We start from the raw sequence: 24,027 nt of genomic DNA, 5'->3' as shown, positions 1-24,027 counted from the left end.
TTATGAACGTTATATGAAGGTAATGTTAAGAAATTTTAAAGTTTTTCACCGGTAGGTACGATAGTGAGAAAAGCATCCCATTCCGTTACCTGGCCATGTGTACGTTCCTTTACCAATCTTTTTTAGCCATTCTTTGGTATTGGATGATGTAGTAGTCGAGTTTCTGGCTGGCCTGGATCGTAGCTTGATGATTCATTCCAAGCTGATTGCTTTTTATAATCAAATCAGTCCGGAGGAGTTCAATATCGGCAACCAATTCATCCTTGTTAACGATCAGTTGTTGACCCATGGCATTTCTCCCGTCAGAAAAGTTTAGATGATAAAAAAAGATCCGGCCAGAAAGCCGGATTAAGACTATATATTAAAAGAGGGGGGATATGAAAAGTATGAGGGGAGCTTTTCACAAAACCATCATACCTCGCAAAAATGAACAAATTATGAACAAACCGTTAACATTTCCTTAAATATATCCCGAAACAAAAATTATTCAACAACAAGTAGAATGTTACGAAAACCCAACGAAAATCGATGAGAGGGTAAAAGCGAAACAAGGTAAAGCCTTTTATCGAATTTTTTAAAAAAGGATTTTCCTCTCCAATCACGAATCTTAAGGCTAAGACAAAGGGGGAATCCAAATGTATCAATACTTTAACGGCCTCGTAATCAGGGAAGGAACGGAAGGTATTCCAGCCGAAAAAGTCGAAGCCCTTTTCGAAGATGCCGGCTGGGCCCGGAACACGCCCAATTGGCAAAAGGAAAAATTTACTTTGATTTTCAAAAACTCGACTTGGGCTTTCACTGTCTGGGATAAAGACGACATGATTGGCATGGTCCGCGTCATCTCGGACCAGATCATGGCCGCGACGATTATGGACCTTATCGTCCATTCAGACTACCAAGGTAGAGGCATCGGCCAAAAGCTTGTCGCCCTCTGCCTTCAAAAACTCCCGCACGGGGATTGGTTCGCCCACACCTCTGCTAATAATTTCCCGTTCTACGAAAAATGCGGCTTCGAGGTAAAAGACCCTGCTAAAAACGGCACATGCGCTTACTATGGATACATTCAGGCCCGAATAGACGGCCACCGCTAGAGAGCGGATCCCTTAGTCGAACCAAAATAAACAGTGGTTTGCAAAGTTTTGGGATTGGAAGGTTTTTTAAAAAAGTAATAATTTGAGGCAACGAGCGTTTCTCCGTTACCTTTGAAGTCGATGGCGTTGAGTCACTCGCAGCCCTTCGCAACCACTTCCTTTAAAAGGTGTCAAGGTAGGCGAAATCGATACCGGGACCACCAAGGCAGAAACTTCGTCTTCCGTGACCTGGACGGCAATGCCTTCGATGTCTGGAGCGAACAGCCCAACCTTCAAAGAGTACCTTGCCCATGTAAAACAGGGGAACGGAAAGCCGACCTCATAAATCGGAGCCAAACACCGTTTTGGAAGGAAATTGTGAACACTTTTTGAAATGTGTCATCCAACCGTGCTGCTTTTGGTAAGATACTAACAGAAGCGGGGGGATGGCGATGTTTTTTTACAAAAGGAGAATTAAAGCCCGGCCTGGTCAAAGCCAGGATACTGAGGCTTCCATTGATGGGCATGCCGTTCAGGAAACCCGAAAAAATCCTATTCGGAGATGGAAGCTATTGGTTGGCTTTTTGATAACAATGATTTGTTTCATTGCATTTGGTTTTGGAGCACTCAGCTATGCCTCAACCCCAACATTTTGTGCATCCTGTCACGAAATGGCTCCCCAGCATGCAACTTTCCAGGTCAGTGCCCATAATCAGATAAAATGCGTTCAATGCCATATCAAACCCGGTGGGAAAAATACGATAATAAATAAAGTCGAAGAAGCCAAAAGGGTTGCTGCTCATTTTACCAAACCGTCCACGCGAGTTGTCCAGACAGTGGCCGTAAGTAATGAGAATTGCGAGCAATGCCATTCGAGGAACCGCCTAGTTACTGCCACTGGGGACATTATTGTCAACCATGTTGGCCATATTGAAGAGGGAATCCCTTGCATCACCTGTCATAGCGGTGTCGTCCACGCCAAAGTAGTCGAGCGGGGAATCAGCGACTCCTTTACTTATCAGGCCTGGACTAATGAAAATGCCGAAAAGCTGATAGGTGAAAAATTTGTTAAACCAAATATGGGGACTTGCATTGACTGCCATGAGCAGGTGAACCAGGGAAAGCGTCCTTGGAAAGATTCAGCTTACAGCCTCCCGGATTTGGAACGTGACCAGGAACTTGACGAAAAAGATTCTTCTATTGAGGAAACGCCTGAAATGAAGGCAGGTACTCTGGAGAGAAGCTTGCCCAAAAACACCCAGAAGGTGATCCTCGAAGCAATAGGCCAGCAAAAAACTGACACGAAGCTTTCAATGCAATGTTTCACATGCCATCAAGAGATTAATACCCCAAAAAATCACAGCAGCAAAAACTGGTCCCAAACCCATGGAAGTAACGCAATAGAGGAATTAGGCGAGTGCCTGAACTGCCACAAAGACTCGCTCTGGTCCAAAAAACTTCAAAAGCAGGATATTAGGAAATTGTTAACCGAAGAAACGAAGGAAATCATCTATGAAAAAACCATTGCGGCGGCAGCAAAGGAATCCCGTGGCAACTATTTTTGCAGCTTGTGCCATGCAGAAAGCCCAGAAAATCACAAGGATCGCCACACCTGGCTTTTCGATGCTCATCGAAAAAATTCCGAGTCCCCTGAACAAAGAAGAAGCTGCTTCGTCTGCCATGACAACGAAAAGCCAGAACCGGGCATAGAAAATAATGCCCCTTCAGACGTGTATTGCGAATTTTGCCACGAAGGTGACTTCCCAGGTGAACCAGCATACTAATGCTCCTGCCAATTTAAATATCGAAGATGCCAATCATTACAACCGGGCAAAAAAGTTCCAACCCGTGTTCCCAGGCACCTTAATTCAAAAAAACGGTCTTTTTTGTGATAAAAAGGCCGCTTTTTCTGTTTGAAAAATGGCCAATAGGAAGTAGGAACAAAAAAAGGTCCGGCACGCGGCCGGACAAAAAGAGAATTTTAAAGGGGGTATGAAAAAGTTGGTTCCTTTCCACACATCTATCATACTGCCCAAATATGATGATTCTATTACGTACAGATTAAAAATTAACGTAAAATTAATTACGGTGCTGTAATATTCCCTCTTTTTGGGATATCGGTTGAAAAACGGGGAGAAACATGGTAGCATTTTTTTTTTTTTTTTTTTTTTTTTGGAAGGAATTGGGTATACGCTCGTCGAATAGTAAAATAAGGGAGACAAATAAACTCATTTTTTACAAGCAACTTTCACTTCCTAAATAATGAGAGGGAGGTATACCATGATGCAAATAGAAATGTTCATGAAAGTTCTTCAATATCTTACCATTCCATTTGTAATTGCCGTACTCATTTTTATTTTCTCAATTCTGAGATCTATCGTTGCGATATTTGTTCCCTATAAAACACGCCTCGTCCAGTGTACAAATTGCATCGAGCTGATTGATGAAACCGCCGTTACCTGCAAGTATTGCAAAACGGTCATTAACAGGCCGGAGAAAAAGCCAAACCTATTCATAAGAATGGTGAATTATAAAACCTTTGACAGGTTTCATGACAGAAATCAGGTAATGATCAAGGATTTCCATCGGAAAAACGATGATCCTCGGGTTTAAGTCGTTCTCGAAACGGCAGGCCCATTTTTTAAAAAAGCTATTGCAAGTGATGAATAAATAATGTAATATGTGGAAACAACAATAGAACTATGATTTTCAAAAGCGATGACGAGGGCATGGGGTACTTTTTCGGTTTACAGAGAGGGAAGGAAAGCTGGAATCTTCCTAACGCAGGAAAGTGTCTTACCGCCTCCGAGCTGCATTGGGGAAATGAAGTATCCAATGCCGTCCTTGCTACGTTACAGCGCCAAAGCCGTAAGCTGCCGCCCCTTTACACGGGAATGTTCCGCTTGAAAAAGTGAAACTCATGGCCAGGTTTGTTTACGGGAAATTGGGTGGAACCACGGGTAACGCACTCGTCCCTTGCCGAGGGATGGGTGTGTTTTTTATTTTTCAAAAATATAAGTATCGCGATGAAAAGGACACGAATTGTTTTCCGGTTTCCAGAGAGGGAAGGGTGCTGCGAACTTCCTAACGCAGGAGAACAATTTACCGCCTTTGAGCCGCATCGGGGAACCAGAGTATCCGATGCCGTATATGCTGCGTTAAAGCACCAAAGCCGTAGGCAATCGCCGTTTTACAAAGAAGGATTGATTACGGGAAATTGGGTGGAACCACGGGTTATGCACACTCGTCCCTTGCTTGAGGGACGGGTGTTTTTTATTTTAAAAAAGGAGAGGAAAACGATGATCAACGTAAAATTAGCGGACGGAAGTATGAAGGAATTTGCAAAGGGAGTGTCAGTCGGGAAGGCAGCGATGGCAATCAGCGCAAGCCTTGGGAAACAGGCAGTTGCGGGAAAGGTTGACGGCGAGCTCGTCGACCTAAGCTTCATTCTTCAAAACGGCGCGGTGCTTGAGATCATTACGCTCGATTCCGAAGATGGGCTGCAAATTTTGCGGCATTCTTCGGCCCACATTTTGGCACAGGCAGTAAAGCGGCTTTTTGGCGAAGTAAAGTTAGGTATCGGACCTGTCATTGAAGACGGATTTTATTATGACATGAAGCTCGAACGCAGCTTGTTCCCCGAGGATTTACTGGCGATTGAAAAAGAAATGGAGCGCATCGTCGCCGAGAACCAGGCGATCAAGCGCCATGAAGTATCCTATGAAGAAGCAGAGAGGTTATTTTCCGAAAAAGGTGAACAGTTCAAGCTGGAAATCCTGAAGGACCTGCCCCCTGGCGAAAAAATAACACTTTATGAGCAGGGAGAATTCATTGATCTTTGCCGCGGCCCTCACCTTCCGTCGACTGGATTCGTGAAAGCCTTCAAACTGACACGCGTTTCTGGCGCTTACTGGCGCGGCGACAGCAAGAATGAAGTCCTTCAGCGTGTTTATGGCGTTGCTTTTAAAAGGAAAAAGGAACTTGATGAGTACCTAAATTTCCTTGAGGAAGCCGCGAAGCGCGACCATAGGAAGCTTGGGAAGCAGCTGGAACTGTTCATGTTTTCTGAGGAAGCGCCGGGTATGCCATTCTATCTGCCTAATGGGCAAATCATCCGGAACGAACTGGAGAACTTCTCCCGTGAGCTCCAAAACGGCGCCGATTACAGCGAGGTCCGGACTCCGTTCATGATGAACCAGCGGCTGTGGGAGCAATCAGGCCACTGGGATCACTACCATGAAAACATGTACTTTTCCGAGGTCGACGGGACAAAATTTGCGATGAAGCCGATGAACTGTCCCGGCCATATGCTGATTTTTAAAAACAATCTTTATTCCTATCGCGATTTGCCTGTGCGCTTATCCGAGTTTGGGCAGGTGCACCGACACGAGTATAGCGGCGCGCTGAATGGCATGCTGCGCGTTCGGACTTTTTGCCAGGACGACGCTCACATTTTTGTACGTGAGGACCAGATCGAGGATGAAATCAAGGAAGTGTTCAAGCTCGTTGACCGAGTCTACCGGACTTTCGGATTCGACTATTCGGTGGAGCTGTCGACTCGCCCGGAAGATTCCCTTGGTGAAGACGCGCTCTGGGAGGTTTCCGAGGCAGCTTTAAAGCGGGTGCTTGAAAACCTGGAAATCCCATATCACTTGAACGAAGGGGATGGTGCATTTTACGGGCCGAAAATTGATTTTCACATAAAGGACGCCTTGAAGCGGAGCCATCAATGTGCGACAATCCAGCTTGATTTTCAAATGCCTGAGAAATTCGATTTGGCGTACATCAATGAAAAGAATGAAAAGGTACGGCCAGTCGTCATCCACCGCGCGATTTTCGGCTCGATTGACCGCTTCTTCGGAATTCTCGTCGAACATTTCGCTGGCGCCTTCCCGGTTTGGCTCGCTCCAATCCAGGCGCAAATCATCCCGGTCTCTGGAGTCCACCTTGATGCCTGTTTGCGCTTTCAGTCAGAATTAAAGCAGCTTGGGGTCAGGGCAAAAGTCGACGGAAGCGGGGAAAAGCTTGGCTACAAAATCCGCCAGGCCCAAATGCAGAAAATCCCGTATGTGCTCGTAATCGGCGACAATGAAGTGAACGACAACACAGTGAACGTGCGGAGATACGGTCAGCAAAACTCCGAAAGCATCCCGTTTGAAGTGTTTAAAGAAATCATTGCCCGGCAAATCAAGGAACGCTCACTCGAAAGTGAATTGCCGGCTGGGGAACTTGTATAATTTTTGCAGTGCGCTGATCCTTTGGGTTGGCGCACTTTTTTAGTAATGGCATTTTTTTAGGCGGGATGTGATAATTGAATTACCCAATTATAGGAAATGGAGAAGCGAAGTATGAGAAAAATTTTTATCGTGTCAGGTCCGGCGGGCGTGGGGAAATCAACCATTGCTAGGAGGCTGGCCGAGCAATTTAGCCATAGTGCCTATATTGAAGGTGATCTGGTCAATCATATGGTTGTAGGTGGGCATATCCCACCGTGGGAGAGCCAGGAATTGGAGTCGCTCGTCTGGGAAAATATCATCGATTTGGGCATTAATTTTGTTCAGGCCGGCAAGGACGTTGTCATCGATTATATCTCTTTCCCTGAGGATGTCCGGCGGTTTTCCGAAAAGGTTGGTAAGGAAGTTGGGGATGTTGAAATCCATTACGTAGTATTATGGGCAGAACGCGATGAGTTGTTGCAGAGGGATTCCCTTAGGGCGAAACCCGACCAAATGGGAGCTAGATGCCTCGAGCTGGTGGACGAGTTTCTCAGCAAGGGAGTCGAACCGCGCTTTTTCTATGATACTACCAGGCTATCTAAACTCGATGATATCGTCACTAAGATTATGGAGAATCCCTCCTATAAATTCTCATGGAAGGTTGGGGCCACATGAAAAAATGGCTTTTGGCCGGTATCGGGATAGCGGCCATTATGGTAGTTCTTTATGCTTTTGGCAAAAATGGGCCCGTAAACCCGGTGAGGCTTGGGGAACAGATCAACCTGCTTGCATCCGGGAAAAGCCTCCCCGTCAATTTCGATGACATCGCCTTTCAGAACGAAGATCATCCAGATAATGAATATTTAGTGAAAAAAGCCGTCAATCAGATTGGTTATCTGAAGATATGGCGGCATTTTAGACTAGATACCGCAGACATCCCGGCGGTTGATTTTCAAAAGAATGCAGTTATCTTTTTTGGCACCTATGAATCAGGGAGCTGTCCTTTTAAGATTGAAGAGGCCACTTTTCGGGCTGGGGAAGAAGAGTTGTCCATGCGGCTAGCTGCTGAAAGCGGTGTCTGTACAACCGATGCCACACCAAGAACTTTTGTGATTGAAATTAAAAAAGATGCTTCGGAAAAATTAAGGAACTTCGTTGTAGTACAGGGCGGGAAGGAGACCTCGGTGCCAGTGTTGGAGGATTGAGTTGTTTAGGGAGAATAGGGGGATGGACAGAACGTGAAAAAGTGGAAAACCTTGGCGTCTGAGTATTTTTACAAAACACCCTTCGGAAACTTGCGGAAGGACACATGCGAGCTTTCAAACGGTATTGTAATCAACGATTATTACGTAAATGAATATCCGGACTGGGTGAACGCGGTAGTTATTACCGAAGATAACAAAATCGTGCTAGTAAAACAGTACCGCCACGCCGGGAACGACTTTTTCCTGGAGATACCCGCAGGGAAAATTGAAGAAAACGAGACGTATGAAGAAGGAATTCTTCGGGAGGTCAGGGAGGAAACGGGATTTACTTCTAATTCCGCTCCGGTTAAATTAGTTGAATTCATGGTCAATCCCGCTACCCAAACCAACAAAGTAATTTCCTATCTAATTCAGGGCGCTTATAAAGCATCTGCACAAACATTGGATAGCACCGAAGAGATTCAAGTGATACTCGTTGATTTTAACGATTTTGGCAGGATGATGGGATCCGGCGAAATCAAAACTCAGCTATTTACCGCTAGCGCGTATTATATGGCGAAGAATTATATTGGGGCACAGGGTTCTAAAGACCAAATTATACCTACATAGAGGTGACAAAAGATATGTATCTCTCAAAACTGGATGCTCGGACGCTTACGGATAGGCAGTTGACGAATCTGCTATTCGGGGGACTCGAAGATGATGGAGAACAGGGCGACTGCATTTTTGTGGCTGGGAGCAACAAAGCGGTCCAGTACAGGTTGCCGAAAGCAGTACAGCTTTATAATGAGGACCGGGCCAGCAAAATCCTTTTTTCCGGTGGCGTAACATGGCCGGGGAACGATTTTCCGGAAGCAATCATGCTGAAAAATGAGGCGCTCGCCCTCGGGGTCCCGGAAGAGGATATATTGGTGGAGGACCAATCGCTCCACACTAAGGAAAACGTGCTCGCCTCCTTGTTAACATTGGATCGTGCGTTTTACTTACATAAAATTAACAGGCTCCTTATTGTCACGAGCACCTACCACATGCGGCGGATGCACCTGACGTTGAAAACGTATATGCCGCCGTGGATCCGCTATACGTTGTGCCCCGTTAAGGATAACAATACAAATGAAGATAATTGGTTCCTTAGTGATATTGGCAGAAAACGCGTCGAAACGGAAGCACAGAAACTAATCTATTATATTAAACTTGGGGTACTAATCGACGAAGATGTTGAAGTATAAATGAAGACTAAATATGGTTTTTAAAAAACTTGTAGGATTTTGCCGGAAAGGAAGTTTAACCTCCATTCGTAGTGGGTATAAATGACTGAATGTGAGAAACTTCAGTGAGGCGAGTGACATGCACGAACACGAACAGCAATTACTCAAAAGAGAAATCAGCAGGCTGTCACAGGATCTTGAAAGATGCCCTGACCCCCAATATAGAGAGCTAATACAAGAGTATATATTGTTTTTAGGTACTGTTATAGACAATAATAATTAATCCCTATGAGGGGTTTTTTTGTTTTTATAAAACATTTCCGGCTGAGAATTTTGATGGTTGGAATTTAATAGTTCAAGCTAAGCCGTTTCTGAAATAGAAACGGTTTTTTGCTGTGGGCACCAATTGTGTGTGGTAAAATTAGGGGGAAGAGTGTACCTCAGTTTTAAGGAGGTTCTAAAAATGAACGCAATCGAAAAAAGGTTCATTATCTCAAATAAAATCCGGAATATCCTCACATATCTTCTTGTCGGCTATATCGCTTTTATGGTGGTTGTCTCCGTCGTGAAGTTTCCGGTATCTGTTGCTGGTTTATTTTTCAAATTGGAACCGCCAGTGTACGTACCAATTCAAGCGGACCATACGTATGCCAGGGCAATCGGCTTTGATAGGGTACAGCTAACGTATGAAAATCAGAACGAATCAATCATTGTTTGGGCGACAAGCAAACTAGGGTGGAACAATGTATCGGATTGGGATGAATCGCTCACTTTGCCGGATGGCACCACCGCCTATTACACGGTTGCATCCGATGACACCCAAATGTTTAGCTGGACAAAAGGCAAGGTTGAATACTCAATTGATTATAAAGGAACAAGTAATCTGGCAAAAGAAGAGTTCATTAAGACGGCTTTAAGTATGAAGTGAAATGTCAAAAGACTGCCGGCAACTCTCAAACAAGGTTGCCGGCAGTCTTTTTAATTCTGGAGAGTCTCTCACAATGTTTTTTTAAAAACATCCATTACCTATCTTCAGCCAAAATCGGAATCATATAGCGAAATGTCTGCGCACTAGGGGAGTCAAACTTCTCCAATTTAACCCCATTGGACTTGAACCCGAACCGGTGTACCTGCCTCATGAACTGGAAACAGATAAACGGATCATTTACATTGCATTCCAGTGTGGCGTAGAGCATTGGCTTCAGTTTCTCGAAATACATCTCCCCGCCAGCAGGCAAGTGGGAAGGCTTTCCTGTTAAAATAAACCCTACTTCTCCTGTGAGGGTATCGCCTTTGGAATCCAGGGTCCGAAGGTAAATCCCAGGCCGAACGTCAAGCCCAAATTGCTTTGTTTTACCCAAATCGGAAAGCATGGCTGCCTGAAAGGGGTTCAATTTCCTTTGGACGGTATGGCGGAACCAAATGAACGTGGGCTGCTCGTCCCATCTCACAAGATGCATATGCTGTTCCTTGGCATTCATACCATTCAGATACTTTTTTGCAACCTGCAGGGAAGCGAGCTTTGATTCCACTTCCTGCCTCCAGCCTGAAAGCAAATACTGCCTTTTTTCCTCATCTGCTTCCAAATAGGAATGAATGACCTGGATGCTGATATCGGCAAGGCGAAGAGAATGGATGATCTGTGCTTGATGGACCTGTTCCTCTGAGTAAACCCGATATCCATTATCCAAACGCCCGGAAGGCTCAAGCAATCTTTTCTGGTCATAGAACCGCAACGTGCTTGGTGATAGCCCGGTCCGCTCGGAAAACCTCTGTATTGTCATTGCCAAACCCGTTCACCTCCATTCAAGGAATGCCTGCAAGTATCTTTAGCAAAAGGGACTTACGCAGAGTATGACCAAACATTGATGCGGTTTCCGTCCAAATCAAAAAAGTGGAAGCCAGCCCAGCCTGTATTCGGGTTGCCTGCGATTTCCGATGGTTCCAGCCCTTTGGCTTTTAACTGGTTATATGTCTCGAAAAACAATTCAGGCCGGACATCAAAGTAACTCCGGACGGAAGGGTTTGCTTTTTCAAAAGAGGCATCCTCAATCCGCTCCAGCCAAATATTATCGTAAAACACTTCAGAAAGCTGAATCCAATCATAGGCATCCTCTGCTTGCAGGTGGGCATAATCACTGCCGTATTGTTTTAAAAATTTCAACCCCAGGTTCTCTTGATACCAGACTGCCGCTTCCTCTACATCCCTGACCCCAATCCTTACATTCACATCGCTGAAACCTGTAATCCGTGCTTCCGGAAATTGCCCTTCAAGGGAAGGATTATGTACCGCGGTAATCCTTGCATTCTCAAAGCCGAAAATATCAAAACTCAGCTGCCCGGTCGGCAATTCTGTCAGTTCCGAAACCTTGATTCCTTCCTTTTTGAAATAAGCCAGTGTTTCCTTCAGATTCACAACTTCGAACCCAACGCGTGTATGCCCTTCAAAGGAACTGTCTGATTTAAAATGCTCAAAATCAGCTTCAAAGGATTTAAGCGTAACAACCCCAAGCCGCGGCATTTTTAAAAAAGCTTTTTTCCCTACCGGGGATACGACTTGATCGAGGCATGTCCACCCCAAATGTTCGGTATACCAGTTAAGGCCATCTTCAAAGCGATCCCACGAAACCATAATAAACCCGCCATCCCATCTAAAAACCATCTTTCCATCCCCTTTAAACTAAATCGGTAACATCTTCCAACCTCTATTCTAAAGGTTAAGGTTACTTTAAGGTCAAGAAGTTATAAAAATTATTGAGTGAAAAAACGCCAGTTCGATTCCAAATTTCAACGGAGCCTGAAGAATAACTGATTGCGGCATCGCAGGTCCAAGATCTATCTATCTACGTGAAATGCCTGCTTGTTCGGTATTCATTTAGCATTAATAATTGTGGATTCGGCATAATTATCGCTCGGTTTGGCATTATTGGTTTCCTATTCCCACCAAAGATGCCCGGCAATAAGTCAATTTCCCCTTGTATAAAATTGATATATATGTATAATAAAAACTAATTGTATAAGAAGGTTTTCTAGGGTTCCGTAACAGTGATGTTAGCCTGGTCCGAGAGAAAACTCACAGCGAATGCTGTGCCACGGAGGGATAAAAGCCTGGGAGATACTGTTTACAGTAATCTTTCGGGCTTTTTTATTTGTGGAAAATAACGTATGAAAGGTGAGAAACATGAATTCAAACTGGATGAAAGTTTTCATAGCTGCCATTTTCGAGGTAGCATGGGTGATTGGATTGAAACATGCGGATGGATTCCTGGAATGGACAGGAACCGTTCTGGCGATATGGGTTAGTTTTTACTATATGATTTTGGCGAGTAGGAACCTGCCCGTCGGAACGGTTTATGCTGTGTTCGTCGGCCTTGGGACCGCGGGAACAGTATTAGCGGATATTGTGATTTTTGGAGAGCCATTCAAGGCCGAGAAAATACTCCTGATTGCCATTTTATTAGCCGGGGTTATAGGCTTAAAAATGGTCTCAGGCGACAGCGAGAAAGAGGAGGCGGAATCGTAATGGCATGGATTTCATTAATTTTTGCAGGGCTTTTTGAAATGTTTGGCGTTGCCATGATGAGTAGGCTTAACCAAAAACGAAACTGGCAATCAGTTGTCTTATTGGTCCTCGGGTTCGGAGCAAGTTTCCTATTTTTATCGTATGCGATGAAGTTCTTGCCTATGGGGACTGCATATGCAATCTGGACGGGGATTGGCGCGTCAGGCGGAGCGCTCATAGGCATGTTGTTTTACGGCGAATCAAAAGACTGGAAGAGAGTTGTCTGCATTGCGATGGTACTTGGCTCTGCAATCGGCCTTAAACTCATTTCGTAAATGTGGAAAATAACCCCTCCATATGATTAGATAGGATTATCTGAAAATTCCTTAATAGATAAGCTTATGGGGGGATGTTTCCAATGGGCCACGAACAGGCTTTGGAAAATTATATCCGGGCAACAAACACGCATGACTTTGGAGAGGTGGAGAAACTTCTCCATCCAGGAGCGGTTTACTGGTTCTCGGATAAAACCTGCACATTGATAAGCGACATACAGGCATACTTTGAAAATTCATGGAATCTCATCAAAGACGAAGTATACTCCGCCTCCGATACCAATTGGCTTGCCGTTGACGCCAACTCAGCCACCTGCATTTACCGGTATCATTATGAAGGCTTTTACAATGGAACATTAATTTCTGGCAGCGGCCGGGCAACCAATGTTTTCGTAAAAGACGCCAACCAGGAATGGAAACTAATTCACGAACACCTTAGCCCGTAATGAAGCTCTTTTTAAAAGGGCTGCTTCTAATGACTGTTTTGAAAGTTTTAAGAGTGAAGCTGTCTTGATAGGATATCTCAAGACCGTTTTGAGAGTTTTTAAGAGGTAAACCGGTCTTGATGTTTTTTTTAGAAAACCTACAGTTATCAAACTAGTAAATGAGGAAAAAGAAGCATGGGTATTCAAATTTTGACCTATTCCGAAAAACCGATTAAGGCTGAGGACGTGATGCGGTTGTACCAAGATGCTGGATGGTGGCCGGAAAGGGAAGAGGGCAATATTGAGCTGATGCTAGCGAACGGGCAATCCGTAGGAGCATGGGACGGGGAAGTACTCATTGGGTTTGCCCGCGCCGTCACAGATGGGAAGTTCAGGGCGTATATTGAAGATGTTGTCATCATAACTTCCTACCAGAAAGACGGAATTGGTGCAAAGCTAGTCTCCATGCTCTTGGATGGCCTCACCCATATTGACGTCATCAGCTTATTTTGCGAACAACATCTCATTCCTTTTTACGAAAAAAACAACTTCAGGCAGAGCAAATCGCAATACGTCATGCATAGAATTAAAGGTAGTTAAGAACCGAGTTTTTTCGGAAAGTTAAATCCAAAAATAAAAAGAAGCGTGAGGAACACACGCTTCTACATAAAGTACCTATTTGTTATTTAGTACCCTCCACCCATGTAGGATGCTCCAATAATAATTAGAAGGATGAAAAGCACAACAATCAAAGCAAAGCTTGTGCCATATCCACCGCCACCTTGGTATCCCATAGACTCACCACCCTATTAGTCATGTTACAAAGTATGCAAATTCTAAAGAGATTGATAGGGACAAACATGGAGGAATTAGTAGGTGAAAGAACCATTTAGTGAAAGAATCAAAAGTCATTCTCTAGGCCTATGAAAATAAACATGTCCAAGCATCCCACCATGCGCTCTCCGGATAAGAAAGGAGTACCAAAAGTGAAAAAATCCAAACCCACTGTCCTTGTACTTGGAAGTTTCCACATGAGCGAGCATAAGGAATTGTTGTCGGAAAAACGGCAAGCGGAAATCGAGGAAGTTGTAGCTAAAGTAATCGAATTCCGGCCAACGAAAATCGCGGTGGAAATGACCGCTGAAAAGAATGATCTCCTAAATCAACAATACCGGGAATTTAAATTGGGGCGGTTTTCCATAGAGTTGAATGAAATTGATCAGATTGGCTTCCAATCAGCTTCAATACTGGGTCATGATAAGCTTTATGCGGTTGATTGGATGGGAAAATCGCGGATGGGCTATGGAGAAGTAGAGCAATGGTTAAAAGAAAACCAGCCTGAACTCCATAAAGAAATTTACGAAGGAATTTTTTTACCGGAACTAACAAGCAATAAGAGTGTGTTAGAGTATTATCGGGAGCTGAATGACCCTGTATGGCTTGCGAAAGTACATAAAATGTATCTAAATATGGCCCGCATCGGGGATTTCAGCAATTATATAGGCATGAACTGGTTAAGCTGGTGGTATGAAAGGAATTTAATCATCTTCTCCAATTTAACCCGCCTTATGAATTCGGATAGCGACAGAATTTTATTCATAGTAGGCTGTTCCCATAGCGCAATCATTACCAAATTCCTCGAGGAAAGTGAAATGTGCGAGATTGCGGACCCTTTGGGGTATTTATCCTGAAATTGCGACAGGCTGAATGTATTATAATTGAGGTGAACATGTGATCACATATAAGGAGATAGATGAATCCTATTTTCATGAATATGATAGAATCGCCATGCTTGTCCATGTTAAAAGTATATTTAGCCTGGAAAAAATAGAAAATGGTTTAGGCGGAATTTTGCTAAAAGAAACCCCGGTTAAAGAATACATAAAAGATCTAGGAGCATATGAGAAACCAACACAATATCCAAATGAATTTGATATAACAAATTGGGTGTTCTTCATGGCGTTTCATAATGAACGGCCTGTTGGAGCTGCGACCGTTGCTTCAAAAACAAAGGGTATCCATATGCTTGATGCCAGAGAGGACCTTGCTGTACTATGGGATATAAGGGTGGATGATCCATATAAACAACAAGGGGTCGGCACACAACTGTTTAACATGGCAGTTGAATGGTCCAAATTAAAGGGATTTACCCAAATGAAAATAGAATGCCAAAATAATAATGTCCCAGCATGCAAATTTTATCAAAAACATGGGGCGGTGTTAGGCAAAATAGATGAATATGCATACATCCATGATCCTCAGGTTAAAGATGAAGTTCAACTTATTTGGTATTTGAATTTATAACATCCCTAAACCAACACCTTCGCACTCATCCGAAGGTGTTTTTGATGATTATTTTGTACGGAGCCTTTTAAAAGAAAAATATAGGATGGCAAGCAACAATACAAGCCCGACTCCCAGAACCCATTTGGATGTCTCGGAACCCACATGCTCCAGGTTTGCGATTTTCAATGGCTTTTTCCCCGGCCCTAGAATCTGCAGGTCTTCCGCAGCATTTTGCAAGAGCTTTGTCCGGTCACATAAGCCGGTTTCCAATTTACCCGTTTTTCCGGATGCATAGACCAAATATTCGTTTCCCTCAATCAAATTCGCTCCGCAGCTGGCCGAACTTTTTGCGGTAGTCACAATCAATTGGCTTTGGCTCGGTCCTTTCCAGACGGATTTTACCTCGAAAATAATTGTAAGCGGGTCAGCCGAAGACTGGGTAAACAGGTTGAAGTTCCTGTCTTCAATCTTAAGCACCTTCCCTGAAAACACCGCGGTTTTGTTCTGAAATTCTGTTTCGACAGCCTGCGGCCCAGCGCATGAGCATGCAGCTACTTTTGTTGGCCCGCCAATCCAAAACGACCCGGCAAAAATCATGATACATATAAGAAAAACCAATTTTCTCATCCTCATCACCTCTTAATGAATAGACGTTGTTATTTGTGAACATGTGGCAGAAACTTATCGAAACAGCCCCAGCCAACCTGGATAATTATATTGGTCTTCTAAAATTTGAAAAAAAATGGCCCGTGAATCCTAAATGGATGATTTAGCATTCATTATAATCTTCTAAATAATGTAAAGTAGATGGGTAAGTACTATCAGAACGTTGAGTCAATTAGGGGGATGGCACATGCAAATCAGAAACTCGGCTAAAGCGGTTATTATCATGGATGAAAAGATTTTATTGATAAAAAAGCACGATGGTGAGGGTGATTATTATCTTTTCCCGGGTGGTGGTCAGGAGCGCGGTGAAACACTTCATGAAGCGCTGCTAAGAGAGTGTATAGAGGAAATTGGCCAGCCAGCTGAAATTGGGGAACTGCTTTATGTCCGCGAATACATAGGAAAAAACCATGAATTTTCATCAATGCATTTAAATTTTCATCAAGTCGAACATTATTTTGCTTGTAAACTCGTCAACGGGAAATACCTCAACCTATTGCCTCCTAACCCGGACCCAAATCAGATTGATGTTGTGTGGCTGCCAATTGATAAATTGCACGAATATAACGTATATCCTAAAGAGCTTAGACATCACATAATCAAACATACCAGAAACGAAAAGTCTCCGGTTTATCTTGGTGATATAAACTAGATCAATATAAAAAGGGTTGAGGCTATATTTTCCCTCAACCCTTTTAGTTTCTATTACTCTTCAAGCCGTGGTTTAGCAGGATCGCAGTTGGGCCTTTCAAGATTTGCCGATTCGCTGAGTTTCATTAGGTAATAACATTCTTCACGGAACATGTGGTCCGCCATGAGCGGGGCGAATGTGCCAAGCGCTTCCTTGGATAACCGGAGTTCCTCGATTTCCTCTAAAAATTGCTGGAACAACACGATTTCCAGCTTTGCCTCCGAATTGAACCTGGCCAAGGCCGGAAATTCTGTCAAGTTGGTGCGTAGATAGCCAGCCATTTCAACCGCCTTCAGATAGAACTGCTCAAAGTGTTTCGTGAAGGTATCGCTTTTCTCTTTCAAACGTTTCTCCACACTATCCAAATTCGATGAAATCGCACCGGAATGGCCAGCCGCATCGAGCAGCCAAACAAGGTGGTGATGGACTTCATGGCAAAGCGGCGGCATTTCACCGGCCTTTACATGCTCCAAAATCCGTAAATACTCCTCAAGTTCATTAACCATATGATTGAAGAAGGTGGGGGAAAGATGGACTTTTATTTTTCCGGCAAGATGTTCCCTCAATAATGCCAGTTTGAATTCACGCAGGCTGATCACCTCTGCTTTAGCTGTGGCTGCCAGCTGCATTGGGTCCGCAGTTCGCGCCTGAGCGAGAAGTGTATCAAATACCTGTATGAATCGTGAAGCCTCTTGAATCTCCCTTATTTGGACTGGCGCCAGCGCTTCGAAGATAAACCGCGAATGATCTCCCAAGATTTGAAGCCAAAACAGATGTTCATCCCTTGCTGTTCTTAGAAAATCAACAGCCATTCCGGTCCCCCCCTTAAAAAATCCTATGCCCTATAAATGTGTATTCCTAGTTTACAGGGCTTATGATTTTTCAGGAATGTCGGTTTTCGTTGTTTTGCTGTCCCTCTTACAATAAAAAACATTTGCTAAAGATTATTTGTCGTTTTTACCTCTTACAGCTCTATGGAAAAATATAATGGAACAGAGTAATGGAAAAATGGCTGAAAAGCTTTGGGCCATGGCCTGAAGAAAAGCCGTCCCTAACAAGATGAATCCAATCAAATAGAAAAAAACGGTTTTATAACCCATGCTCTCACCTCAGTCTCCCAGTCAATTAATCCCCTGACCTAATCAAAAATCAGTCTTAGCAAAAATTTTCCCTGACAAAAAGTATGATAAAGAGGATACAGCTAAGGAAACAATTGCAATTGAAAGAATTGGATGGTTTTGCAGAATAATAGAAAGACCTGAATTCATGCCCAGTAGTTTGCCAAAGCTGCTTGTTATAAGGAAAAATAGTAATATTCCAACTAAACTTGAAGTCCGGTACCCAAACTTAAAGTGAATAGGGTAGAAAACTGATGACAAAAGATAAGCGAAGCAAAACGATAGAAGTGTACCATGAAGGCCAATCGAAAGCTGAGGTAAAAGATTGAAAACATATTTTAAAGTGACAATTAAAATAAAATAAGTAAAGTAGGAAATAACCCACCACACAGCTATCATCAAATATTTTGCGCGAATGACTTCCCAACGGCTTACCGGAAGACTGAGGATCAACCTATTTTGCAGCCGTTCGCTTTCCCCTGTATTGAAGTTAGAGTACATGGTCATAAAATAGGCAATAAAGCCAACACTTAAACCAAAGATAACATTTTCGATAGAAGCATTGCCCATGCTGATTTCCTTTTGTTTTGACAGGAAAAAAGCGAGCAGAAGGAGCGGGGCAAAATAAGCACTTTTCTTTTGAGTATAAAGGTCTTTTATCATTAGCTTAACCATAATAAAAAATCTCCCTTCCTGGAATCCATCTGTTGCGAACTTTTATCTGGATGACTTTACCAAGTAGTACATAATTTCTTCTAAAGAAGGCCGCTCCACTTTCCACTCTGAATCCAATTCGAATTCATTTGACCTATCATTTTTCAAAAAGGCCTCAAATCCAAGGGGGGATTCTTTCATCATAATGGGCTGATGATCTTTTATCCTTCCTATTAAACTTTTCGGTCCTTTAACTAGAACATAGTTCTCCAATAGAGTCTCAGTCTCTTCCGAGGCAATAATTTTGCCATCCAGAATAAAAGTAATAAAATCAGCTACTTGTTCAAGGTCAGTTGTAATATGGGTTGAGAAAAAAATGGCTTTATTCTCGTCCTGGATTACGTTTAATAAAATATCCAGTAATTCTTTTCGGAAAACAGGATCAAGTCCCGATGTGGGTTCATCCAAAATAATCAACTCCGCATGATGGGAAAGGGCAATGGCCAGCGAAAACTTCATTTTCGTTCCTTTTGAGAGTGATTTTATAGGCTTTTTAAGTGGGATCTTGAAATCTTTCGCGTATCGGTAAAAAGCTTTATCATCCCATGACTCATAAAAGGAAGAAATGATTTTTTTGTTTTTTTCGCCAGACAAATCCTCAAAGAATACATCTGTGTCATAAACGAAGCCGATTCTCTTTTTTAGATTTTGCATATTTTCCCGATATGTAGTTCCAAACAGTTTAACCTCACCAGCATCAATATGTGCAAGGTCCATTATGCAACGGATTGTTGTACTCTTGCCGGATCCATTTGGCCCAATGAAACCCATAATATATCCTCTTTTAAGTGAAAAAGTTACCTCTTTTAAAGAAAAGTCATTATAACTCTTGCTAACCTGGTTCAGCTCCAAGATATTCTCCATCGATTCATTCCTCCTCGTACAGCTTTTTGATCATTTCCAGCACTTCATGTAAGGGAATGTCATATTGTTTGCAGTCTTTGGCAATCAGCTTCAATTTGCCATTGATTGTTTCGAACTGTTTTTGTTTTAGCATGTTTTTCCCCCTTACGGAGACGAACGTTCCTTTTCCGATAACCGTATCGATGTACCCTTCCTTTTCCAAATCATCATAAGCCCGCTTTGTTGTAATGACGCTTATTTTTAACTCTTTGGCAAGGTTGCGTATGGAAGGCAACTGTTCTCCATCTTTAAGATCGCCCTTCATGATTTGCTGAATCATTTGATTTTTTATTTGCTGATAAATGGGTAAATCTGAGTTATTTGAAAGTATAATATCCATTACAACACCCAATCGTATTAACTGTATATATTCATTATATACAGTTGATTATTAAAAATCCTTGTCGAAATTGTGGATTTTTTAGAAGGGGAGGGGAGAGGCTTCATTTAAAAGCAGCTAAAGTAGACCATTAAAAAACGCTCCTAGTTTTAAGAGCGTTCAAGGGGCGAAAAAATATAGAAAATTGCGGGGTAACTATAGGACAATGGCTTTGGAACAGTGGCGGGTAGTGTGAACACAAATTTTTCTACTTCTATTTTACCACAACAAAAAATCAATTTTCAGACTGCAAATAGCCACCTATTCCAGTTACCATAAGTGAAAACGGAGGGATGGATATGAAACTGGGACTAAAATCGAATGAAGTACGAGTTGTGCCGTATGATCCCGAGTGGAAGAAGGAATTTACCAAGGTGAAAAAGAATCTTATGCAGCATACCAATCTACAAGACAATCAAATTGAGCATATCGGAAGCACAGCGATCACTGGAATCCACTCAAAGCCGATTATTGACATTCTTGTTGGAATTGGTGACTATTCATCAGTTTCTGATTCGCTTGCCAAAGGCTTGCAGAAAGCGGGCTTTTACCGGCTTCGCGTGGAAAGGCCGAACGAAATCGTATTTGCGAAATTCACGGACAATAGCTACGAGGTAAAAACCCATTTCATCCATCTTGTTGATTTCGGCGGCGAGCTATGGAATCACCTCATCTTTTTCCGCGATTATCTAAACTCGAACGAAGAGGCGAAAAGGGAATACGAAGAACTAAAACTAGAGTATACCAGGCAGACCTCACAAGGAATCAACGAATACACCGACCATAAAGAAGCCTTTGTTAAAAAAATCTTTGCCATGAGCAATAGCAAAAACTAGACTATTATAACCAGATATAAATCAACCACGCGCTATTTGGGAGGCGAAGTAGTAAAATCGAATCAAAGGGGGGGGAGCTAAAATGGTCATACAAGCGAACATGTCACCAGTTGGAATCGTGGAAGTTTGGGGAGAGACGGCATCTATTTTCAAAAAATATGATATCCCATTGACGAAACATAGTTTAAAGGAAATTATTGATGGTGATGACCTTTCTCCACTTCTTAAAGAATTAAACGATGCAGTTGGAAGTTCATCATCCACTTGTATAGAAGGCGGCTGACAAATGCCAACTAACAAGGAGTAGTTTACTCCTTCTAAAAACGCTTCTAACTATTATGAAAAATAGGAAATGCTCAGAACCACTGAGCACTTCCTCTATCTAATCCTACATCTCCTCCGGTGCCTGAATCCCGAGCAGCCGCAACCCTTCCTTCAGGACAATTGTGACTGAATAGGCGAGCGACAGGCGCGCCTGCTTCTGGCTGCTTTCCTCGAGGAAACGGACCGAGGCGTAGTATTTATTGAACGCCCGCGATAGTTCGATGCCGTATTTGGCGATTTGGGAAGGGTCATATTCAGCGAAAGCACGTTTCACCGCTTCCGGGAAGGCCATCAAAGCGGTTACGACCGGCCATGCTTCCGTGTCCTCAAGCTGAATATCCCCGCCGCTCTCGGCAAACTTCCCTTTTCGTAAAAGCGAGGAAGCGCGGGCATGGGTGTATTGGACATACGGCCCTGTTTCGCCTTCAAAGCGCAGCATGTCTTCCAATGAGAATTCAATGTCGTTCATCCGGAAGTTTTTTAGGTCGTGGAAAATCACAGCCCCGGTGCCAACCTGGCGGGCAACCTCTTCCTTCGCCGGAAGATCCGGATTTTTCTTCAGGATGTCTTCGAGTGCCAGGGAAATGGCTTCATGTAGAACCTCCTCAAGCAAAACGACTTTCCCTTTCCGGGTCGACATCTTCTTGCCATCCTTAAGCATCATCCCGAATGGAATATGAACCAATCCGGCTGCCCAACCAAAGCCCATCTTCTCCAAGACGGAAAACAACTGCTTGAAATGGAGGGACTGCTCATTCCCCACGACATACAGCGATTGAACCGATCCGTACGTTTCGTGGCGGTAGATGGCCGCCGCTAAATCACGGGTCGCATAAAGGGTGGTGCCGTCCTTCTTTTTAATGAGGCAGGGAGGAAGGTCCTGGATCTGGACAACCTGCGCGCCATCCGATTCAATGAGAAGCTTCTTCTCTTTAAGAAGTTCGACAACCCGGTCCATTTTATCGTTGTAAAAGGCTTCACCATTTGTTGAATCAAAGCTGATTCCAAGCAAATCGTAAATCTTGGAGAACTCCTTGAGCGATTCTTCACGGAACCATTTCCATAGCGAAAGGGCTTCGCCGTCCCCGTCCTCAAGCTTTTTAAACCAGTGGCGGCCCATATCCTCAAGCTCAGGATTAGCTTCGGCCTCCTCATGGAATTGGACATAGAGCTTCAACAATTCCTTAATTGGCTGCTTTTTAACTTTATCCTCATTGCCCCACAGCTTATAGGCGACAATTAGCTTGCCGAACTGTGTGCCCCAGTCACCGAGATGGTTAATCCGGATCGCCCGGTAGCCGCATTTTTCCGAAATGAGCGCGAGGGCATTCCCAATCACCGTCGAGCGCAGGTGGCCCATCGAAAAAGGCTTCGCGATATTCGGCGAGGATAAGTCGATGGTTATCGCCCGGCCATCGCCAAGTTTAGCATCTCCGTACGCCTCCTTTTCAGAAAGGACCTGCTGTATCACACTTGCCGAAACGGTGGCTTTCTCAAGAAATACGTTCACATAACCACCTACAGCTTCTACTTTTTCAAAAAATGGCGAATGGATTTTCCCGGCCAAATCGGCCGCAATGCTATTGGGTGCTTTTCGGAAAATTTTCGCCAGCTCGAAGCAAGGGAACGCCAAATCGCCCATATGCTCGAACTTTGGCTTCTCAATCATCAAACTGATTTTCTGCTTATCAAGCTGTCCGTCCAGCGCTTCAAAAAGAACGTCCGTAAAACTGTCCTTAAAATTATTCATTCCGATTCCCCTCCCAGAAAAATAAAAAACCCCCGCCTCTATTAAAAGAGACGGGAGTTTGATTCAAACCCGTGGTACCACTCTGCTTGTTTTTTCAATGAAAAAACCACTCGACTTTGTAACGGGGCCATCCCCGGCCATCCCTACTGGTTTTCAGGAAAGCATCTCCGAAGTGCGCTTCATCGTTCGCGTCATGCCAGGCTTCCACCATCCCCGGCTCGCTCTATTTCCGCTAAACAACTACTCTCTTCATCATTGATTTTTTATTTTGTTATCAATAGTATAGCCATTCATTGGAAATTTGCAACAGGTTTATGATGTCTAAGGGATTATTTTCATTAAAAAATATCGTTTGCACAAAACAAGTTTGATAAAATAAAATTAACAATTAATAAAATTCTGACAATTACCATAAGCTTAACGAAGAAATAATAAAAGAAGGGATATAACTTTATGATGCGAATTAAGTTTATGCTAAAGCAATTCTTAAAAGAGCCGTTCTGGTTTAAGCTGTTGATCATTACATCTTTAGTAGGTTCCATCCTTTTTAGCAGTTCATATTTTTCAGGGAATGAATATTTCCAAAGCCTATCCAAACTATCGGCGGCCATTTTTTTCACTGCCTATGGTTTAAAGTTCCGGTATAACCGAATAGTTTTCAGCATCTTTACTGTTGTAGCCGCGCTTTGTATCTATCTCTCCATTACTGCGTTTTTCTAGAGTGAATAATGGAAATACTGTGAAGGAAGTAAAGCAAAAAGAGGAGGGTCCCCGGATGGCAAACGGCAGACTGAATCTTAAGGTCGATGAGTTTTTAAGCAAAGCGAATAAATGGAAGGAAGAATATGAAAAGTTAAGGGGAATCGCGCTTGACTGTGAACTGTACGAGGAATTTAAGTGGATGCATCCCTGTTACACATTTGAGGGGAAAAACATCGTCTTAATCCATGGATTTAAAGAATATTGCGCACTTCTTTTTCCGAAAGGGGCCTTGTTAAAGGATCCGCACGGGATTTTAATTCAGCAAACGGAAAATGTCCAGGCGGCGCGCCAGATCCGTTTTACGAACGTCCAGGAAATATATGAACTGGAACCCATCCTGAAAGATTATATTATCGAAGCGATTGAGGTGGAAAAAGCCGGGTTGGAAGTGAATTTTAAAAAGACAGAGGAGTACAGCATCCCCGACGAACTTCAACATAAATTCGAAGAAATGCCTGCCTTGAAAACCGCTTTCGAAGCATTGACCCCAGGGCGCCAAAGAGCATACATTCTTTATTTTTCACAAGCGAAACAATCTAAAACGCGTGTGGCACGGGTGGAAAAATACACGCAGCAAATTCTGGACGGAAAGGGTTTAAATGATTAGTTCCTGAAGGAATTACATGGAAAGTGTTGA

The 24,027-nt window shown here is 43.3% G+C and carries 31 protein-coding genes, 1 riboswitch and 1 other annotated feature; of the genes, 21 read left to right on the top strand and 10 right to left on the bottom strand.

Features of this window, described 5'->3' with window-relative positions; genetic code table 11:
* Positions 1–109: 109 nt before the first annotated feature.
* Entirely contained in the window at positions 110–289 is a 180-nt protein-coding gene (locus RB160_RS07070; protein WP_316569524.1) for a Spo0E family sporulation regulatory protein-aspartic acid phosphatase, read from the bottom strand.
* A 346-nt stretch (positions 290–635) separates the two neighbouring features.
* Here RB160_RS07070 and RB160_RS07065 point away from each other — a divergent pair, with 346 nt between their 5' ends.
* The 10 genes from RB160_RS07065 to RB160_RS07020 all read left to right on the top strand — a co-directional run bounded on the left by RB160_RS07065 (position 636) and on the right by RB160_RS07020 (position 9,627).
* Positions 636–1,091, top strand: coding sequence for a GNAT family N-acetyltransferase (locus RB160_RS07065; RefSeq protein ID WP_316569523.1), 456 nt, complete (start codon positions 636–638; stop codon positions 1,089–1,091).
* 431 nt (positions 1,092–1,522) lie between these two features.
* Positions 1,523–2,854, top strand: a complete 1,332-nt coding sequence (locus RB160_RS07060; protein ID WP_316569522.1) for a cytochrome c3 family protein — start codon at positions 1,523–1,525, stop codon at positions 2,852–2,854.
* A complete protein-coding gene (locus RB160_RS07055; RefSeq protein WP_316569521.1) occupies positions 2,838–2,987 on the top strand; it encodes a hypothetical protein in 150 nt (49 codons plus the stop codon). Before RB160_RS07060 ends, RB160_RS07055 begins: the two co-directional genes overlap by 17 nt.
* A 363-nt stretch (positions 2,988–3,350) precedes the next feature.
* Positions 3,351–3,683 carry a hypothetical protein gene (locus RB160_RS07050; protein WP_316569520.1) on the top strand — a complete coding sequence of 111 codons (333 nt, stop codon included), beginning with the start codon at positions 3,351–3,353 and terminating at the stop codon, positions 3,681–3,683.
* A 686-nt stretch (positions 3,684–4,369) separates the two neighbouring features.
* Positions 4,370–6,307 (top strand): threonine--tRNA ligase, encoded by a 1,938-nt coding sequence (gene thrS / locus RB160_RS07045; RefSeq protein WP_316569519.1) that lies wholly within the window; start codon positions 4,370–4,372, stop codon positions 6,305–6,307.
* A gap of 111 nt (positions 6,308–6,418) precedes the next feature.
* Positions 6,419–6,961 (top strand): AAA family ATPase, encoded by a 543-nt coding sequence (locus RB160_RS07040; RefSeq protein WP_316569518.1) that lies wholly within the window; start codon positions 6,419–6,421, stop codon positions 6,959–6,961.
* Complete coding sequence (locus RB160_RS07035) at positions 6,958–7,491, top strand: hypothetical protein (RefSeq protein WP_316569517.1); 534 nt, start codon at positions 6,958–6,960, stop codon at positions 7,489–7,491. Before RB160_RS07040 ends, RB160_RS07035 begins: the two co-directional genes overlap by 4 nt.
* 33 nt (positions 7,492–7,524) lie before the next feature.
* Positions 7,525–8,100: an NUDIX hydrolase gene (locus RB160_RS07030; protein WP_316569516.1), complete on the top strand. Its 576-nt coding sequence runs from the start codon at positions 7,525–7,527 to the stop codon at positions 8,098–8,100.
* A gap of 14 nt (positions 8,101–8,114) precedes the next feature.
* The gene (locus RB160_RS07025; protein WP_316569515.1) at positions 8,115–8,720 is read left to right on the top strand and encodes a YdcF family protein; all 606 of its coding nucleotides are present in this window, start codon (positions 8,115–8,117) and stop codon (positions 8,718–8,720) included.
* Positions 8,721–9,162: 442 nt separating this feature from the next.
* Positions 9,163–9,627: a hypothetical protein gene (locus tag RB160_RS07020; protein WP_316569514.1), complete on the top strand. Its 465-nt coding sequence runs from the start codon at positions 9,163–9,165 to the stop codon at positions 9,625–9,627.
* Between the two features lie 94 nt (positions 9,628–9,721).
* Here RB160_RS07020 and RB160_RS07015 read toward each other — a convergent pair whose 3' ends face one another.
* Positions 9,722–10,483, bottom strand: a complete 762-nt coding sequence (locus RB160_RS07015; protein WP_316569606.1) for a helix-turn-helix domain-containing protein — start codon at positions 10,481–10,483, stop codon at positions 9,722–9,724.
* Between the two features lie 59 nt (positions 10,484–10,542).
* Positions 10,543–11,361 (bottom strand): VOC family protein, encoded by an 819-nt coding sequence (locus RB160_RS07010; protein WP_316569513.1) that lies wholly within the window; start codon positions 11,359–11,361, stop codon positions 10,543–10,545.
* Positions 11,362–11,717: 356 nt separating this feature from the next.
* Positions 11,718–11,816, top strand: a riboswitch (guanidine-I (ykkC/yxkD leader).
* A 64-nt stretch (positions 11,817–11,880) separates the two neighbouring features.
* On the opposite strand from RB160_RS07010, the gene RB160_RS07005 reads away from it, so the two are divergent.
* The 4 genes from RB160_RS07005 to RB160_RS06990 all read left to right on the top strand — a co-directional run bounded on the left by RB160_RS07005 (position 11,881) and on the right by RB160_RS06990 (position 13,561).
* Positions 11,881–12,222 (top strand): DMT family transporter, encoded by a 342-nt coding sequence (locus RB160_RS07005; protein ID WP_316569512.1) that lies wholly within the window; start codon positions 11,881–11,883, stop codon positions 12,220–12,222.
* Complete coding sequence (locus RB160_RS07000) at positions 12,222–12,536, top strand: DMT family transporter (protein ID WP_316569511.1); 315 nt, start codon at positions 12,222–12,224, stop codon at positions 12,534–12,536. The genes RB160_RS07005 and RB160_RS07000 overlap by 1 nt, the downstream gene beginning before the upstream one ends.
* 83 nt (positions 12,537–12,619) lie before the next feature.
* Positions 12,620–12,982 carry a YybH family protein gene (locus RB160_RS06995; RefSeq protein WP_316569510.1) on the top strand — a complete coding sequence of 121 codons (363 nt, stop codon included), beginning with the start codon at positions 12,620–12,622 and terminating at the stop codon, positions 12,980–12,982.
* Between the two features lie 174 nt (positions 12,983–13,156).
* On the top strand, positions 13,157–13,561 hold the full coding sequence (locus tag RB160_RS06990; protein WP_316569509.1) for a GNAT family N-acetyltransferase: 405 nt from the start codon (positions 13,157–13,159) through the stop codon (positions 13,559–13,561).
* Between the two features lie 86 nt (positions 13,562–13,647).
* On the opposite strand, the gene RB160_RS06985 is transcribed toward RB160_RS06990, so the two are convergent.
* Positions 13,648–13,755: a YjcZ family sporulation protein gene (locus RB160_RS06985; RefSeq protein ID WP_316569508.1), complete on the bottom strand. Its 108-nt coding sequence runs from the start codon at positions 13,753–13,755 to the stop codon at positions 13,648–13,650.
* Positions 13,756–13,947: 192 nt separating this feature from the next.
* Here RB160_RS06985 and RB160_RS06980 point away from each other — a divergent pair, with 192 nt between their 5' ends.
* Both RB160_RS06980 and RB160_RS06975 read left to right on the top strand, forming a co-directional pair.
* A complete protein-coding gene (locus tag RB160_RS06980) occupies positions 13,948–14,652 on the top strand; it encodes a DUF5694 domain-containing protein (RefSeq protein WP_316569507.1) in 705 nt (234 codons plus the stop codon).
* A gap of 40 nt (positions 14,653–14,692) precedes the next feature.
* Positions 14,693–15,265, top strand: coding sequence for a GNAT family N-acetyltransferase (locus RB160_RS06975; protein ID WP_316569506.1), 573 nt, complete (start codon positions 14,693–14,695; stop codon positions 15,263–15,265).
* A 48-nt stretch (positions 15,266–15,313) separates the two neighbouring features.
* Here the strand turns inward: RB160_RS06975 and RB160_RS06970 are convergent, their stop codons facing one another.
* Complete coding sequence (locus tag RB160_RS06970; protein ID WP_316569505.1) at positions 15,314–15,874, bottom strand: hypothetical protein; 561 nt, start codon at positions 15,872–15,874, stop codon at positions 15,314–15,316.
* Between the two features lie 226 nt (positions 15,875–16,100).
* Between RB160_RS06970 and RB160_RS06965 the strand changes: the two genes are divergently transcribed.
* Positions 16,101–16,565 carry an NUDIX domain-containing protein gene (locus tag RB160_RS06965; protein WP_316569504.1) on the top strand — a complete coding sequence of 155 codons (465 nt, stop codon included), beginning with the start codon at positions 16,101–16,103 and terminating at the stop codon, positions 16,563–16,565.
* Positions 16,566–16,618: 53 nt separating this feature from the next.
* On the opposite strand, the gene RB160_RS06960 is transcribed toward RB160_RS06965, so the two are convergent.
* The 4 genes from RB160_RS06960 to RB160_RS06945 form a co-directional block, all read right to left on the bottom strand.
* The gene (locus tag RB160_RS06960) at positions 16,619–17,416 is read right to left on the bottom strand and encodes a DUF2935 domain-containing protein (protein WP_316569503.1); all 798 of its coding nucleotides are present in this window, start codon (positions 17,414–17,416) and stop codon (positions 16,619–16,621) included.
* Positions 17,417–17,746: 330 nt separating this feature from the next.
* Positions 17,747–18,385: an ABC-2 transporter permease gene (locus tag RB160_RS06955; RefSeq protein ID WP_316569502.1), complete on the bottom strand. Its 639-nt coding sequence runs from the start codon at positions 18,383–18,385 to the stop codon at positions 17,747–17,749.
* Positions 18,386–18,439: 54 nt separating this feature from the next.
* Complete coding sequence (locus RB160_RS06950; RefSeq protein ID WP_316569501.1) at positions 18,440–19,300, bottom strand: ABC transporter ATP-binding protein; 861 nt, start codon at positions 19,298–19,300, stop codon at positions 18,440–18,442.
* A 4-nt stretch (positions 19,301–19,304) separates the two neighbouring features.
* Positions 19,305–19,679 (bottom strand): GntR family transcriptional regulator, encoded by a 375-nt coding sequence (locus RB160_RS06945; RefSeq protein ID WP_316569500.1) that lies wholly within the window; start codon positions 19,677–19,679, stop codon positions 19,305–19,307.
* A gap of 338 nt (positions 19,680–20,017) precedes the next feature.
* Between RB160_RS06945 and RB160_RS06940 the strand changes: the two genes are divergently transcribed.
* Positions 20,018–20,554, top strand: coding sequence for a GrpB family protein (locus RB160_RS06940; protein ID WP_316569499.1), 537 nt, complete (start codon positions 20,018–20,020; stop codon positions 20,552–20,554).
* 82 nt (positions 20,555–20,636) lie between these two features.
* Positions 20,637–20,837 (top strand): hypothetical protein, encoded by a 201-nt coding sequence (locus RB160_RS06935; RefSeq protein WP_316569498.1) that lies wholly within the window; start codon positions 20,637–20,639, stop codon positions 20,835–20,837.
* 105 nt (positions 20,838–20,942) lie between these two features.
* On the opposite strand, the gene argS is transcribed toward RB160_RS06935, so the two are convergent.
* Positions 20,943–22,628, bottom strand: a complete 1,686-nt coding sequence (argS, locus tag RB160_RS06930; RefSeq protein WP_316569497.1) for an arginine--tRNA ligase — start codon at positions 22,626–22,628, stop codon at positions 20,943–20,945.
* Between the two features lie 43 nt (positions 22,629–22,671).
* Positions 22,672–22,893: a binding site (T-box leader), on the bottom strand.
* Between the two features lie 188 nt (positions 22,894–23,081).
* Here argS and RB160_RS06925 point away from each other — a divergent pair.
* Both RB160_RS06925 and RB160_RS06920 read left to right on the top strand, forming a co-directional pair.
* Positions 23,082–23,348 carry a hypothetical protein gene (locus RB160_RS06925; protein WP_316569496.1) on the top strand — a complete coding sequence of 89 codons (267 nt, stop codon included), beginning with the start codon at positions 23,082–23,084 and terminating at the stop codon, positions 23,346–23,348.
* Between the two features lie 55 nt (positions 23,349–23,403).
* Entirely contained in the window at positions 23,404–23,997 is a 594-nt protein-coding gene (locus RB160_RS06920) for a YdeI/OmpD-associated family protein (RefSeq protein ID WP_316569495.1), read from the top strand.
* The last annotated feature ends 30 nt before the right edge of the window (positions 23,998–24,027 follow it).

The organism is Neobacillus sp. YIM B06451 (assembly GCF_032667185.1).
Taxonomy (GTDB): Bacteria; Bacillota; Bacilli; order Bacillales; family Cytobacillaceae; genus Bacillus_D.
Note: the sequence above shows the minus strand (reverse complement) of the source record. Positions and strands in the feature narration are given on the sequence as shown.

Coding starts and splice junctions, on each gene's coding strand:
- RB160_RS07070 (WP_316569524.1), bottom strand. CDS start 289: ATGGGTCAACAACTGATCGTTAACAAGGATGAATTGGTTGCCGATATT.
- RB160_RS07065 (WP_316569523.1), top strand. CDS start 636: ATGTATCAATACTTTAACGGCCTCGTAATCAGGGAAGGAACGGAAGGT.
- RB160_RS07060 (WP_316569522.1), top strand. CDS start 1,523: ATGTTTTTTTACAAAAGGAGAATTAAAGCCCGGCCTGGTCAAAGCCAG.
- RB160_RS07050 (WP_316569520.1), top strand. CDS start 3,351: ATGATGCAAATAGAAATGTTCATGAAAGTTCTTCAATATCTTACCATT.
- thrS (WP_316569519.1), top strand. CDS start 4,370: ATGATCAACGTAAAATTAGCGGACGGAAGTATGAAGGAATTTGCAAAG.
- RB160_RS07040 (WP_316569518.1), top strand. CDS start 6,419: ATGAGAAAAATTTTTATCGTGTCAGGTCCGGCGGGCGTGGGGAAATCA.
- RB160_RS07035 (WP_316569517.1), top strand. CDS start 6,958: ATGAAAAAATGGCTTTTGGCCGGTATCGGGATAGCGGCCATTATGGTA.
- RB160_RS07025 (WP_316569515.1), top strand. CDS start 8,115: ATGTATCTCTCAAAACTGGATGCTCGGACGCTTACGGATAGGCAGTTG.
- RB160_RS07020 (WP_316569514.1), top strand. CDS start 9,163: ATGAACGCAATCGAAAAAAGGTTCATTATCTCAAATAAAATCCGGAAT.
- RB160_RS07015 (WP_316569606.1), bottom strand. CDS start 10,483: ATGACAATACAGAGGTTTTCCGAGCGGACCGGGCTATCACCAAGCACG.
- RB160_RS07010 (WP_316569513.1), bottom strand. CDS start 11,361: ATGGTTTTTAGATGGGATGGCGGGTTTATTATGGTTTCGTGGGATCGC.
- RB160_RS07005 (WP_316569512.1), top strand. CDS start 11,881: ATGAATTCAAACTGGATGAAAGTTTTCATAGCTGCCATTTTCGAGGTA.
- RB160_RS07000 (WP_316569511.1), top strand. CDS start 12,222: ATGGCATGGATTTCATTAATTTTTGCAGGGCTTTTTGAAATGTTTGGC.
- RB160_RS06995 (WP_316569510.1), top strand. CDS start 12,620: ATGGGCCACGAACAGGCTTTGGAAAATTATATCCGGGCAACAAACACG.
- RB160_RS06990 (WP_316569509.1), top strand. CDS start 13,157: ATGGGTATTCAAATTTTGACCTATTCCGAAAAACCGATTAAGGCTGAG.
- RB160_RS06985 (WP_316569508.1), bottom strand. CDS start 13,755: ATGGGATACCAAGGTGGCGGTGGATATGGCACAAGCTTTGCTTTGATT.
- RB160_RS06970 (WP_316569505.1), bottom strand. CDS start 15,874: ATGAGAAAATTGGTTTTTCTTATATGTATCATGATTTTTGCCGGGTCG.
- RB160_RS06965 (WP_316569504.1), top strand. CDS start 16,101: ATGCAAATCAGAAACTCGGCTAAAGCGGTTATTATCATGGATGAAAAG.
- RB160_RS06960 (WP_316569503.1), bottom strand. CDS start 17,416: ATGGCTGTTGATTTTCTAAGAACAGCAAGGGATGAACATCTGTTTTGG.
- RB160_RS06955 (WP_316569502.1), bottom strand. CDS start 18,385: ATGATAAAAGACCTTTATACTCAAAAGAAAAGTGCTTATTTTGCCCCG.
- RB160_RS06950 (WP_316569501.1), bottom strand. CDS start 19,300: ATGGAGAATATCTTGGAGCTGAACCAGGTTAGCAAGAGTTATAATGAC.
- RB160_RS06945 (WP_316569500.1), bottom strand. CDS start 19,679: ATGGATATTATACTTTCAAATAACTCAGATTTACCCATTTATCAGCAA.
- RB160_RS06940 (WP_316569499.1), top strand. CDS start 20,018: ATGAAACTGGGACTAAAATCGAATGAAGTACGAGTTGTGCCGTATGAT.
- RB160_RS06935 (WP_316569498.1), top strand. CDS start 20,637: ATGGTCATACAAGCGAACATGTCACCAGTTGGAATCGTGGAAGTTTGG.
- argS (WP_316569497.1), bottom strand. CDS start 22,628: ATGAATAATTTTAAGGACAGTTTTACGGACGTTCTTTTTGAAGCGCTG.
- RB160_RS06925 (WP_316569496.1), top strand. CDS start 23,082: ATGATGCGAATTAAGTTTATGCTAAAGCAATTCTTAAAAGAGCCGTTC.
- RB160_RS06920 (WP_316569495.1), top strand. CDS start 23,404: ATGGCAAACGGCAGACTGAATCTTAAGGTCGATGAGTTTTTAAGCAAA.